We start from the raw sequence: 12189 nt of genomic DNA, 5'->3' as shown, positions 1-12189 counted from the left end.
ATGTCGCGTCGCCGTGAGCACGGTGGGGTGCCCCTCAACGGACGACGGAAGGAGAGCCACGTGCTCACCCTCACCGACAGCGCACGCACGGCGGTCCAGACGCTCACCACCAACGCCGGGCTTCCCGACGACACGGGCGGTCTGCGCATCGCCCAGCAGGAGGCGGGCGGGTTCGAGCTGGCGCTCGTGCCCGAGCCGTTCCCGGGCGATGATGTGGTGACGGACGGGACGAGTCGCGTCTACGTCGACCCGGAGGCGTCCGTCACGCTGACCGACCAGCGCCTCGACGTCGAGCCGGTCGCGACCGGCACGGCATTCACGCTCGCACCGCAGTAGTCGCACGCAGAGGCGAGCGCAGACCCCGAATCGCCTGTGCACGGCCGGGGCACGACCGGCCCGGGTGCACGGGCACGCAAACAGCGAGGGCGGGGAGCCACCCGGCTCCCCGCCCTCGTTGCGCGATCTGTCAGGAACGCGATCTGTCAGGAGCCGCCGAGCAGCTGGTCGAACGACGGCACGGCGTCGTACAGCCCGACCGGTGCGGACGGCTCACGGTCGGCCACCATCTCGGCCAGCTCGCGGCCGGCGCGCCGGATCCGGGCCGGCAGCGGGTTGACGTCGTCGCCACCCCCGTCGGCCCAGTCGTCGGTGGCCGCGAACACGGCCGTGCCGGCGACGTCGGCCCGCAGGTAGGCGAACAGCGGCCGCAGCGCGTACTCGAGCGCGAGCGAGTGCCGTCCGGTGCCGCCGGTCGCCCCGACGAGCACGGGCCGTCCGACGAGGGCGTCCTTGTCGAGGATGTCGACGAACGACTTGAACAGGCCGGAGTACGAGGCGGAGAAGATCGGCGTGACGGCGATGACGCCGTCGGCGGCCGTGACCTTCTCGATGACGGACGCGAGCGGGCCGGACGCGAAGCCCGTGAGGGTCATGTTGACCACCTCGTGGGCGAGGTCGCGGAGCTCCACCGTCTCGACGTGCGCGGTGATGCCGCGCGCGGCGAGCTCGGTGACGGTGGCGTCGGCGAGCCGGTCGGCCAGCAGACGCGACGACGAGGGCTGGGACAGCCCCGCCGAGATGACGACGATCGAGCGGTCGCTCATCGCACGTCCTTTCCTGAAGAACTTGAAGAAGAGAGGGAGTCCTCGGCCCGGAGACCGGTAAAGGTGTCTTCGGCAACTACCTGCTCGTGCACCGTACCCGCCGCCTTCGCCGCGGCCACCCGGGCGGCGTGCGACGGCGGGTTCGCCGGCACGTGCTCGGGACGGGCGGACTCGGCCTCGGCGCGCAGGACGGGGACCACCTCCGTGGCCAGGATGTCGATCTGCTCCAGCACGGTCTTCAGCGGGAGGCCGGCGTGGTCCATGAGGAACATCTGGCGCTGGTAGTGGCCGACCTTCTCGTGGAACTTCCCGTACCGGTCGATGACCTCCTGCGGGCTGCCCACGGTCAGCGGGGTGTCGCGGACGAAGTCCTCCAGCGACGGTCCGTGCCCGTAGACGGGTGCGTTGTCGAAGTAGGGCCGGAAGGCGCGGACGGCGTCCTGCGAGTTCTTCGCCATGAACACCTGACCGCCCAGTCCGACGATCGCCTGGTCGGCCTGCCCGTGCCCGTAGTGCTCGAAGCGCTGCCGGTAGTAGCTGACCATCTGGGCGGCGTGCTCGATCGGCCAGAAGATCGCGTTGTGGAAGAACCCGTCACCGTAGTAGGCGGCCTGCTCGGCGATCTCGGGGGACCGGATCGAGCCGTGCCAGACGAACGGCGGGACGCCGTCGAGCGGCCGCGGGGTCGAGGTGAAGCCCTGCAACGGTGTGCGGAACTTGCCCTGCCAGTCCACGACGTCCTCCTCCCAGAGGCGACGCAGCAGCGCGTAGTGCTCGATGGCCAGCGGGATGCCCTGGCGGATGTCCTGACCGAACCACGGGTACACGGGGCCGGTGTTGCCGCGGCCCATCATGAGGTCCATGCGGCCGTCGGAGATGACCTGGAGCATCGCGTACTCCTCGGCCAGCCGGACGGGGTCGTTGGTGGTGATCAGCGTGGTCGCGGTGGACAGGATGATGTTCGTCGTCGTGCCGGCCAGGTAGCCGAGCATGGTCGTGGGCGACGACGGGACGAACGGCGGGTTGTGGTGCTCGCCCGTCGCGAAGACGTCCAGGCCCGCGGCGTCCGCGTGCTGGGCGATGGTGAGCATGTTGCGCACGCGCTCCGTGTCGTCCGGCGTCCGGCCGGTCGTCGGATCGGTGGTGACATCGCCGACGGTGAAGATCCCGAACTGCATCTCACGCCTCACAGATCGATCAAAGGTTCATGCGTTTGCATGTACTTGCCGCTTCAACTAGTGACCCGCCGCGGCTATTCCCCGCACGGTGGCCGTCCGGACGTACCTATAGCGTGGGGAATCACCAGCCGGTGACGGAAGGCAGTACAGCGTGGCAGACGACCAGATCAGCGTCCTCGTCGTCGAGGACGACGCGGACACGGCGCAGTACGTGCGCACGGTGCTCGAACGACGCGGGGGGATGGCCGTCACCGTCGTCCACGAGCCCATGTCGGCGCTCGCCGAGGTCGCCCGGGCCCAGTTCGACGTGGTGCTCACCGACATCCAGATGCCGGGGATGAGCGGTCTGGAGCTTCTCGACGAGCTGCGCTCGCGCGCCGCGGGCACGCCGGTCGCGGTGATGACCGCGTTCGCGAGCGTGGACTACGCGGTCGACGCCCTGCGGCGTGACGCCGACGAGTTCCTGGTCAAGCCCGTCGCCGCCGCCACGCTGCTCGAACGGATCACCGCGCTCGCCGCCCTGGGTCGTCAGCGCCGTGCCGCGCAGGACCCGCACGACGTGGTGCTCGCGGTCGGTGCGCACCCGGACGACGTCGAGATCGGCATCGGCGCGACGCTCGCCTCGCACCGCGCCGCGGGGGACACCGTCGTGATCCTCACCCTGTCGAGCGGCTCCGTCGGTGGCGACGTCCAGGCCAGGCGGCACGAGGCGCTCGCCTCCGCCGCCATCATCGGCGCGCGCCTCTACCTGCACGACTTCGAGGACACCCGTCTCGACCCGGCTGACGGGCTCATCACCACGATCGAGGAGACGATCCGCGAGGTGCAGCCGACCATCGTCTACACGCACAGCGGGCACGACCGGCACCAGGACCACCGCGCGGTGCGGCAGGCCGTCGAGGTGGCGGCCCGCCGGGTCCCGTCGCTCGCGTGCTTCCAGAGCCCGTCCTCCACGATCGACTTCCGACCCACCCGGTTCGTGCCGGTCGACGGGTACATCGAGACGAAGCTGCGGATGCTCGAGGCGTTCGCCTCGCAGACGCACCGCGACTACATGGACCCCGAGCTCGTGCGGGCGACCGCGCGGTACTGGTCACGGTTCGGCACGGGATCGTTCGCGGAGCCCCTCGAGACGATCCGCGCGGCCGCGATGCTCCGGGGGACCGCGGGCCTGGTCGCGGCGTCCGAGGCGATGGCAGACGAGCACGGAGGGGAGACGGCGTGAGGGTCCTGGTGACGGGTGCGGGCGGCCCGGCGGGCGTCGCGGTGATCCGGTCGCTGCTGCGACGCGGCGACGTCGAGGTGTTCGCGGCGGACATGGACCGCTGGGCGAGCGCGCTCTACCTGGTGGACGCGCCGTACCGACGCCTGGTGCCCGCGGGGAAGGCTCCGGACTTCGTCGACGTCGTGCGGCAGCTGTGCGTCGAGGACCACATCGACGTGCTCTTCCCGACCGTCGACGTCGAGCTCCCGCGGCTCGCCGCCGTCCGAGACGAGCTCGGCGGCGCGATCCTCGCCTCGCCCGCACTGGCGACGCTGGAGACCTGCCTGGACAAGCTCGCGCTCGCGCGGGCGTGCGAGCGGACCGTGCGGGTGCCGCGCACGGAGCTGCTCGGCACGGTCCAGGCGACCAGCGGCTGGGACTTCCCGGTGATCGTCAAGCCGCGACGAGGCGCCGGCTCGCGGGGCGTGCGTGTGGTGTCCGACCAGGCGCAGCTGGACGCGGTGCACGACGAAGAGGACCTGATCGTCCAGGAGATGCTGCCCGGCGACGAGTTCTCGGTGGACGTCCTCGCCGGGCTGGACGGGTCGGTGATCGCGGCGGTCCCGCGCGCCCGCCTGCGGGTGGACTCCGGCGTCGCCGTCGCGGGTGTCACCGTGCACGACGACGCCCTGATCGAGACGGCCTCCGCGGTCGCGCGGGCGGTCGGGCTGACGACGGTGGCCAACGTCCAGCTCAAGTACGACGCCGCGGGCGTTCCCGCGCTGCTCGAGGTCAACCCGCGGTTCCCGGGTGCCATGCCGCTGACGATCGCCGCAGGCGTCGACATGCCGTCCCTGACGCTCGACGCGGTCCTGGGCCGCCCGGTCCCGGCATACGTCGGCTTCCAGGAGATCGCGAACGTGCGCTACCTGGAGGACGTGTTCCTGCCGGTCGACCAGGTGCTGAAGCCCCGATGAGGCGATTGCCGTCCCCCGACGAGGACCACCACGTCCACTCGACGTTCTCCGACGACGCGGTCAGCACGCCGCAGGAGAACCTCGCGGCGGCGGACCGCGCCGGCCTGCGGGTGGTCCGGATGGTCGACCATGTGCGCCGGGACACCACCTACGTGCCCGAGTTCCTGGCCGCCGTCCGGGCCCTCCCGCGGATCGAGGGCCTCACGGTGATCACCGGTGTCGAGGCCAAGATCCTCGACGCGGGCGGAACGGTCGACGCGCCGGCCGACGTTCTCGCGTCGGTCGGCGACCCGGGTGGGCCGGACCGCATCTTGCTTGCGGACCACCAGGTGCCGGGGCCCGACGGACCGTGGAGCCCCCGGGCCACCCTCGAACGGATCGTCGACGGTCTCGACCCCGCCGATGTCATCGAGATGCTGGTCACGGCGACGATCCGGGCGATCCAGCAGGTCGGCCCCGCACAGCTCGCGCACCCGTTCTCGGTGCTGCCCAAGGTGGGCATCAGCGAGGACGATGTGCCCGACCAGCTGCTCGACGTCCTCGCTGACGTCACCATCGCCACCGGCACGCTGGTCGAGGTCAACGAGAAGTGGCAGTGCCCGGGTACGCGCATCACCGCTCGGTGGCGCGCGGCGGGCGTGCTGCTGGTCGCGTCGACGGACGCGCACACGGATGCGGAGGTCGGCGCGTACGACTGGGTGCGCACGACGTGAGCATCCCGTGGCGCGACGTCCTCGTCGCCGTCCTGGCGGCCTTCGTCGGCATCGGCGCCATCCCCGTGCTCGCGGGCCTCTACCAGTACCTGCTGGTGCCGGTGCACGCTTTCCGCAACCACCTGGCCCGCGCCGCGCCGCACCTGCCGCGGGTCGTCGTCATCGTCCCGGCCTGGAACGAGGGCGCCGTCCTGGGGGCGTCGCTCGACCGCCTGATGCGCCTGGCGTACCCGCCCGACCGGCTGCGGGTGTTCGTCGTCGACGACGCGAGCACCGACGACACCCCCGACGTCGTGCGCGCCAAGGCCGCCCAGTACGACGACCGGATCGTGCACCTGCGCCGCGAGCAGGGCGGTCAGGGCAAGGCCCACACGCTGAACCACGGCATCCGCGCCGCGCTGGCCGACGACTGGATGCAGGCGCTGCTCATCATGGACGCCGACGTCATCTACCGTCCCGACTCCTTGCGACGGATGACCCGCCACCTCGCCGACGAACGGGTCGGGGCGGTGACCGCGTTCATCCGCGAGGGCAGCGCCAGGCCCGGCAGCGTGGCGCGGTTCATCGGGTACGAGTACGTGACCGCCCAGGCGGCCGCCCGCCGCGCGCAGAACGTCATCGGCGCCATGGCGTGCCTGGCCGGGGGAGCGCAGCTGCACTCGCGCGCCAACCTGGAGGCGGTCGGCGGGGAGGTGGACACCAGCACCCTGGCCGAGGACACGTACACCACGTTCCTCACGCAGCTCGGTGGTCGTCGTGTCGTCTTCGAACCAGCGGCGGTCGTGCTCGCGGAGGAGCCGGACTCGGTCACGGCCCTCTGGAAGCAGCGGGTGCGCTGGGCGCGCGGCAACGTGCAGATCACCCGCACGTTCCGCAAGGTCTGGTTCCGGCCGCGTCGCGCACACAGCCTGGGGCGGTTCGACTTCGGCGTCATCTGGTTCGCCATCTACCTGCTGCCCGTGGCGATGATCCTGGCCGCCGTCGGGCTGGTCGGCCTCTACTTCGTCGCCGAGGTCACCGCGACGCTCGCGTTCCAGGCGCTCTGGTGGGTGGCGGTCTGCGCCTACGTCTTCATCACGGTGATGACGATGCTGCTCGACCGGGAGACGGCGAAGCGCTCCTGGTTCCAGGGGATCGTGTTCCCCGGGCTCGGCGCGCTGGTGGTGATGGTCGCGGCCTGGTTCCCCGATCTGCTCGAGGTGCGCCTGCCCGCGTTGTTCGGCTGGGAGATGACGCCGGTGGGCCGTGAGCTGTGGACCCTGACGCTCTACGCGTGGTCGGTGCTGGCCATGGTGCTGGCCTGGGTGGTCAAACAGCTCGAACGCACGCGGGTGCTCAAGCCCCTGGCCGTCCCGCTGCTCTACGTTGTGGGCTTCGGCCCGGTGCTGTGCGCGATCACGCTCGACGCGTACGTCAAGCAGTGGCGCGGCGCCGCTGCGGTGTGGGACAAGACCGAGAAGACGGGACGGGTGCTGGGATGAGCTTCTCGGACGAGCAGGTCTGGGGGACCCTCACGGACGAGGCCCTGACCGACGAGATCCGGTCGAACCGGCGCACCGAACGCCGGCTGCTGGTCGTCGCCGGCCTCGTGGCGGCGGCCTGCACGGTCGTCGCGCTGCTCCTGCACGGCCCGGTCTCATGACGCGCGTGCTCGTCGTGGACGACGAGCCCGACGAGCTCGCCCTGCTCGTCCGGCACCTGCACAGGCTGGACTGCGAGGTGATCGCCCTGGCCACCGCCGAGGACGCGCTCGCCGACGAGGCGTCCCTCGACGTCGACGTCGCGTTCGTCGACCTGCGGTTGCCGGGGATGAGCGGCGCCGAGCTGGTCGCGGAGCTGCGCGTGCGACGACCGACGCTGGCGGTGGTCGTCACCTCCGTGCTCGACACCGAGGACTACCCCATCGCCGAGGCGTGGCTGCCGAAGCCGTTCACGGGCGAGCGCGTCCACCAGGCGCTCGTCGCTGCGCTGGCCGCCGGATGAGCGAGCCCCCGGAGCCGCCGTGGGACGGCGTCGAGCGGCGCTTCCAGAAGGATCGCCGCCTGGGCACCGCCCGCGCCGGGACGGGCAGGAGATCTACCGACCGGGTGAACCAGACCCGCTGGACGGCGACCGTGCATCGCCTGCTCGGCCCCGACGCGTCCGTGGTCGAGCGGCAGCTGCCCGTCCTGGCCCTGTTCCTGGTCGCGCTCCTCCTGATGGCCTCGCCGTGGGTCGCGGTCCCGCACCCGGAGTTCGTCGCGGCCGCGGGCCTCATCATGGTCGCGCAGGCGCTCGCCGCCCGGTTGCTGCCGTGGAGCCGGTGGCCCGAGGCCGCGCAGGACGTGCTGCCGATCGCTCAGATCATCGCCGTGGGGGTGCTGCGCGCGGGGACCGGCGGGACGGGCTCGTTGTTCACGACCATCGTGTTCCTGCCGGTGATCGCGCTGGCGTCCCAGCGGGGACGTCGGGTCGTGATGATCGGCACGGTCGGGGTCGCGGCGGTGATCTTCGCGCCGGCGATCCTGGACTCGGCGCTCGGGGTCACGACAGACACGATCCTGCGCAGCATGTTCGTGTCGCTCGTCGCGTTCGTGATGGCCGTGACCGTGCACGAGACGACCGACCGCCTGCGCGCCCGCACGGCCGCCCTGGAGCGGCTGCAGAAGCAACAGGCGACGCTCCTCGAACGCGCCCGCAACGACGCCGTGGAGCTCGCGCGGGTGGCCGACGGACGCAGGGCCACCCTCGACCAGATGGTCTCGGTGATCGACTCCGCGACGGAGCAGGCGATCATCGCGACCGACGCGGAGGGCATGATCGAGCTCTTCAACCCCGGCGCCGAGCGGCTCCTGGGGTATGCCCGCAGCGAGGTCGTCGGGCGGGTGCGACTGACGGCCTTCCACGTCCAGGCGGAGCTCGACGCCCGCCGCCGGGAGCTCTTCGACGACACGGAGGGCGTCGACAACCCGCGCGTCATGTTCGACACGCTCGTCGCCGCCGCACTGGTGGGGCGGCCCGAGGTGCGCGACTGGACGTACGTCCGCCGGGACGGCTCCACGCTCACCGTGCAGCTCGCGGTGACCCGCCGCGAGGACGTCGGCGGGATGGTGAACGGCTGCGTCGTCGTCGCCACCGACGTCACCGCCGAGCGCGAGGCCGCGCGCCTGCAGGACGAGTTCGTGAGCCTGGTCAGCCACGAGCTGCGCACGCCGTTGACGTCGGTGCTTGGCTACCTCGAGCTGCTCACCGACGGCACGGACCCGCTGACCGACGAGCAGCGCGAGTACCTGGACGTCATCGACCGCAACGCCCGACGCCAGCTGCGGCTCGTCGGCGACCTGCTGCTCACCGCACAGGTGGACGCGGGACGGTTCTCCATCGGGCCGCAGCGCATCGACGTCGCCGAGGTCGCGCGCGCGTCCCTCAGCTCAGCCGCCCCGGTGGCGGAGAGCGCGCGAGTCTCGCTCGAGGCCGGGATCGAGCCGGCGCCCATCGACGCGGACCCGGTGCGGCTGGCGCAGGCCGTCGACAACCTCGTCTCGAACGCGATCAAGTTCACGCCGGCCGGCGGATCGGTCCGGGTCTCCGTCGCGCCCACCGATCTCGGTGCGCGGATCACGGTGGCCGACTCCGGGATCGGCATCCCGCCCGACGAGCTCGAGTCGCTGACCACCCGGTTCTTCCGGGCGTCGACGGCCACCCGCCGGGCGATCCCGGGCGTCGGGCTGGGCCTGTCGATCACCAAGGCGGTCGTCGACGCCCACGGCGGCACGCTGTCGATCGCGAGCCTGGTGGGTGAGGGCACCACGTTCACGATCGACCTGCCGACCACGCCACCCGGATAGGCACCCCTCGGTAGTCGGACATTCGGGATGTATCAGACGGTCGTCCGAGTCCCCTTCTTGCCCGAGCGCCACGCGGCGCGGACACGAAGCTGCGCAGGTCCCCTGCGCCGGACACTCGAAGGACTGGACACGCATGACCATCCTCAGCTCACTGGTCGGCTCGGACTACCGTCCCGCCCCGGCCGCAGCACTCATGGCGCTCGCCGAGTCCGGCGTCCCCGTGCACCTGCCGGGTACAGACGACTACGCCGCCCTGACCCGCACCAGCAACCTGGTCAAGGCGATCGCCCCCGCCGGCGTCGTCGCCGTGCGCGACGCGCAGGACGTCAGCCACGCGCTGCGGCTCGCCGCCACCGCCGGGGTGCGGGTCGCCGTCCAGGGCACGGGCCACGGCGCCACCGAGAGCATGCAGGACGCGATCCTGGTGAGCACCGCGGCGCTGGACGAGGTCACGGTGCACGCCGGGGAGCGCTGGGCCCGGATCGGTGCCGGCGTGAGGTGGCAGGCGGTGCTCGAGGCGTGCGCGCCGCACGGGCTCGCAGGCCTGGCGGGATCGTCGCCGGACGTCGGCGTGGTCGGCTACCTGACCGGTGGGGGCCTCGGGCCGGTCGCGCGGACGCACGGGCTGGCGTCGGACACGGTCCGCGCGTTCGACGTGGTCACGGGCGACGGCACGATCCGCCGGGCCAGCGCCACGCAGAACCCGGACCTCTTCTGGGGGCTGCGCGGGGGCAAGGGGACCCTCGGGATCGTGACGGCGGTCGAGATCGACCTGGTCGAGCAGCCGTCCCTGTACGCCGGAGCGCTCTGGTTCGACGCCGCGGACGCGCCCGCGGTGATCCGCACGTGGAGCGTCTGGTCGTCGTTGCTGCCGGAGGCCGGGACGACGTCGTTCGCCGTGCTGCACCTGCCGGACCTGCCGGTCTTCCCGGAGGTCGTGCGCGGCCGGACGTCGATCTCGGTGCGGTTCGCCTGGACGGGCGACCCGGTCGAGGGTGCCGAGATGGTCCAGGCGCTGCGCTCGGTCGCCGAGCCCGTGCTGGACACGGTGCGGGTCATGCCCTACGCCGAGCTGGGAGACATCCACAGCGACCCGATCGACCCGATGCCGCTGCACGAGCAGCACAGCCTGCTGTCGTCGTTCGGTCCGGAGACGGCCGACCGGCTGATCGAGCTCGTCGGCCCCGCAGCGGCGACGACTCTCGCCGTCGTCGAGGTCCGTCAGCTGGGTGGAAAGGTGCGCGACGACCGCGGGGTGCCCAGCGCGTTCGCCTTCCGGGACGCCGAGTTCTCGGTGTTCTCGCTCGGGGTGCTCGTCCCGGAGATCGCGCAGCGGGTGGTCAGCGACAGCGCCCACCTGCACAGCGGCCTCGCGCCCTGGGCCACCGACGGCGGTCTGCCGAACTTCACCGACACCGCGGGGCCGGTGTGGGCCGCGCGCGTGTTCCCGCCCGAGGTCGCCCGTCGGCTCCAGACGCTCTCGCTCGTGTACGACCCCGACGGTGTGCTGCTGGCTGCGCGCGGACTGCGGTCGTAGCGGGTCAGGGAGTGGGAGTCGGGGTGGGAGTCGGTGTGCCCGGCACGGAGAGCTGCACGCCGATCTGCTTCTCGTCGCTGAATCGCGAGGCGGTCGAGGCAAGAACGGGACCGACGAGAGCCGCCACGCCGAAGAGGACCACGACGACGAGCCGCAGGATCGAGCCGCGGTCGCGCGACAGGAAGGGCCGTGGCTCATTCGAGGAGGAGCTCATCCACCCTCCTGTCGCCGGCGCTCTCGACGGGGCGACCGTCGCCGGAGCGGCGGCGGTCGTGCACCGCGAGCAGCTCGAGGGTAGCGAGTGCGAGCAGCGGAGGCACAAGCATGATTGCGCGTCCGACGCTGGAGCCCGCCCAGTTCAGCACCCAGCCCCACCCGGGGTGGACCGCGAGGACGACACCGCGCACCCGTTCCACCGGCGTGGCGTTCACGTCGGGATAGGGATTCGCGTCGCCCTTGGTGATGACGTACGAGCGCAGCTTCGCCTTGCCGTCGGCGTCGAGCCGCGGGACCGAGCGACCGGTGGTCAGATCCGTGTCCGAGTCCGGGATCTTCTGCAGGGCCACTATCCGGTGTGTGACCAGCGCCTCGGAGCCGACCGGCCAGAACGAGATGACCTGGTTCACCTTGAGCTCTGACTCGTCGGTGATCGCCCGCATCACGACGGCGTCGCCCGCATCGAACGTCGGGGACATCGATCCCGACGTCACCACCAGGAGTCGCTGGTCGTGCGCGTTGAACCAGAGCGGGACCGCGAGCGACACCGCGTAGGCGAGCCCGCAGACCACGACGACCGTCCACAGGACGACAGACAGGACCCGCCGCCACACCGGGAGGCGGCGGCGTCGGGTCGAACGGCCGGGGGCCCGAGGGGCCCGACGGTCGATCAGCGGAGCGCCGCGGCTCCCGCTCGTGGCGGACATGGTCAGGTCAGGGGTTGTTGATGGTCTGCTCGGCGTCGAAGACGAGGTTCAGGGTGACGGTCGTGTCCTGGTACTCGTTGCCCGCGCCGATCGGGAAGTCGACCCGGGCGCACAGGCTCTCGGTGTTGTTCCCGCCGGCGATCGTGCGGTCGCCGGCATCCGGTCCGACCGCCGAGCTGCCGACGAGCGCACCAGGGATGGTGGGCCAGTTGGTGACCGCGACGCCGCCGTTGTTGATGGTCGTCGCGGCGTCGGTGCCGGCCTGCGTGCAGCTGGCAGCCGGCACCGCGTACATGCGCAGCTGCAGGACGTCGCTCAGGTTGCCCGTGCCGGTACCGGCGCCCGCGACGCCGAAGTAGGAGATCGCGTAACGCATCTCGAGCGAGCCCGCGTTCGAGACGGTGAGCGGGACGAACGTGGACGAGCCCGGCGCCAGGTTCTGCGGCGTGAACGCGAACGGGACGGGGCCGCCGAGGACCAGGTCCACGGTGCCCGTGTGGATGTCGGCGGAGGTCGAGTCGTTGTCCGTGAACAGCGCCGACGTGGTCAGCGTCGTCGCGCCGATCGCGGCCAGCCCGACGATGACAACCGTGGTCCACAGGCGTCGCCGACGTGCTGCGTCCCGCGGTGCGGGGGCCGGGTTGATCATCTCGTGCAGCAGGTCGTCCATCATCAGTGCACCCTCCAGAGGGCTTTGAGCGAAACTCTCCCATCGGCACCCTGGCGC

The 12189-nt window shown here is 71.7% G+C and carries 14 protein-coding genes; 9 read left to right on the top strand and 5 right to left on the bottom strand.

What is annotated here, in order from left to right; genetic code table 11:
* The first annotated feature begins 60 nt into the window (after nt 1-60).
* Nucleotides 61-336 carry an adhesin gene (locus tag ACPPVS_RS15715; RefSeq protein WP_426593169.1) on the top strand — a complete coding sequence of 92 codons (276 nt, stop codon included), beginning with the start codon at nt 61-63 and terminating at the stop codon, nt 334-336.
* A 146-nt stretch (nt 337-482) separates the two neighbouring features.
* On the opposite strand, the gene ACPPVS_RS15710 is transcribed toward ACPPVS_RS15715, so the two are convergent.
* Both ACPPVS_RS15710 and ACPPVS_RS15705 read right to left on the bottom strand, forming a co-directional pair.
* Nucleotides 483-1103, bottom strand: coding sequence for a CE1759 family FMN reductase (locus tag ACPPVS_RS15710; protein WP_426593168.1), 621 nt, complete (start codon nt 1101-1103; stop codon nt 483-485).
* Nucleotides 1100-2281, bottom strand: coding sequence for an LLM class flavin-dependent oxidoreductase (locus tag ACPPVS_RS15705; RefSeq protein WP_426595999.1), 1182 nt, complete (start codon nt 2279-2281; stop codon nt 1100-1102). Before ACPPVS_RS15705 ends, ACPPVS_RS15710 begins: the two co-directional genes overlap by 4 nt.
* A 151-nt stretch (nt 2282-2432) precedes the next feature.
* Between ACPPVS_RS15705 and ACPPVS_RS15700 the strand changes: the two genes are divergently transcribed.
* The 8 genes from ACPPVS_RS15700 (at nt 2433) to ACPPVS_RS15665 (ending at nt 10539) form a co-directional block, all read left to right on the top strand.
* Nucleotides 2433-3506 carry a response regulator gene (locus ACPPVS_RS15700; RefSeq protein WP_426593167.1) on the top strand — a complete coding sequence of 358 codons (1074 nt, stop codon included), beginning with the start codon at nt 2433-2435 and terminating at the stop codon, nt 3504-3506.
* Nucleotides 3503-4462 (top strand): ATP-grasp domain-containing protein, encoded by a 960-nt coding sequence (locus ACPPVS_RS15695; RefSeq protein WP_426593166.1) that lies wholly within the window; start codon nt 3503-3505, stop codon nt 4460-4462. Before ACPPVS_RS15700 ends, ACPPVS_RS15695 begins: the two co-directional genes overlap by 4 nt.
* Nucleotides 4459-5175: a PHP domain-containing protein gene (locus ACPPVS_RS15690; protein ID WP_426593165.1), complete on the top strand. Its 717-nt coding sequence runs from the start codon at nt 4459-4461 to the stop codon at nt 5173-5175. Before ACPPVS_RS15695 ends, ACPPVS_RS15690 begins: the two co-directional genes overlap by 4 nt.
* Nucleotides 5172-6656 carry a glycosyltransferase gene (locus ACPPVS_RS15685; RefSeq protein WP_426593164.1) on the top strand — a complete coding sequence of 495 codons (1485 nt, stop codon included), beginning with the start codon at nt 5172-5174 and terminating at the stop codon, nt 6654-6656. Before ACPPVS_RS15690 ends, ACPPVS_RS15685 begins: the two co-directional genes overlap by 4 nt.
* A complete protein-coding gene (locus ACPPVS_RS15680) occupies nt 6653-6817 on the top strand; it encodes a hypothetical protein (RefSeq protein WP_426593163.1) in 165 nt (54 codons plus the stop codon). Before ACPPVS_RS15685 ends, ACPPVS_RS15680 begins: the two co-directional genes overlap by 4 nt.
* The gene (locus ACPPVS_RS15675; RefSeq protein WP_426593162.1) at nt 6814-7158 is read left to right on the top strand and encodes a response regulator; all 345 of its coding nucleotides are present in this window, start codon (nt 6814-6816) and stop codon (nt 7156-7158) included. Before ACPPVS_RS15680 ends, ACPPVS_RS15675 begins: the two co-directional genes overlap by 4 nt.
* Nucleotides 7155-9002 carry a sensor histidine kinase gene (locus tag ACPPVS_RS15670; RefSeq protein ID WP_426593161.1) on the top strand — a complete coding sequence of 616 codons (1848 nt, stop codon included), beginning with the start codon at nt 7155-7157 and terminating at the stop codon, nt 9000-9002. The genes ACPPVS_RS15675 and ACPPVS_RS15670 overlap by 4 nt, the downstream gene beginning before the upstream one ends.
* Nucleotides 9003-9135: 133 nt before the next feature.
* Entirely contained in the window at nt 9136-10539 is a 1404-nt protein-coding gene (locus ACPPVS_RS15665) for an FAD-binding oxidoreductase (RefSeq protein WP_426593160.1), read from the top strand.
* 4 nt (nt 10540-10543) lie between these two features.
* On the opposite strand, the gene ACPPVS_RS15660 is transcribed toward ACPPVS_RS15665, so the two are convergent.
* Genes ACPPVS_RS15660 through ACPPVS_RS15650 form a run of 3 tightly spaced genes read right to left on the bottom strand, consistent with a single transcriptional unit; the run spans nt 10544 to nt 12135 of the window.
* Nucleotides 10544-10753 (bottom strand): hypothetical protein, encoded by a 210-nt coding sequence (locus ACPPVS_RS15660; RefSeq protein WP_426593159.1) that lies wholly within the window; start codon nt 10751-10753, stop codon nt 10544-10546.
* Complete coding sequence (locus ACPPVS_RS15655) at nt 10734-11462, bottom strand: signal peptidase I (RefSeq protein WP_426593158.1); 729 nt, start codon at nt 11460-11462, stop codon at nt 10734-10736. The genes ACPPVS_RS15660 and ACPPVS_RS15655 overlap by 20 nt, the downstream gene beginning before the upstream one ends.
* A 7-nt stretch (nt 11463-11469) precedes the next feature.
* A complete protein-coding gene (locus ACPPVS_RS15650) occupies nt 11470-12135 on the bottom strand; it encodes a hypothetical protein (protein ID WP_426593157.1) in 666 nt (221 codons plus the stop codon).
* Between the last annotated feature and the right edge of the window lie 54 nt (nt 12136-12189).

The sequence above is a fragment of the Cellulomonas sp. McL0617 genome, assembly GCF_049994875.1.
Classification (GTDB): Bacteria; Actinomycetota; Actinomycetes; order Actinomycetales; family Cellulomonadaceae; genus Cellulomonas.
The sequence above is the reverse complement of the archived record's forward strand: the minus strand, read 5'-3'. Positions and strand labels throughout refer to the sequence as shown.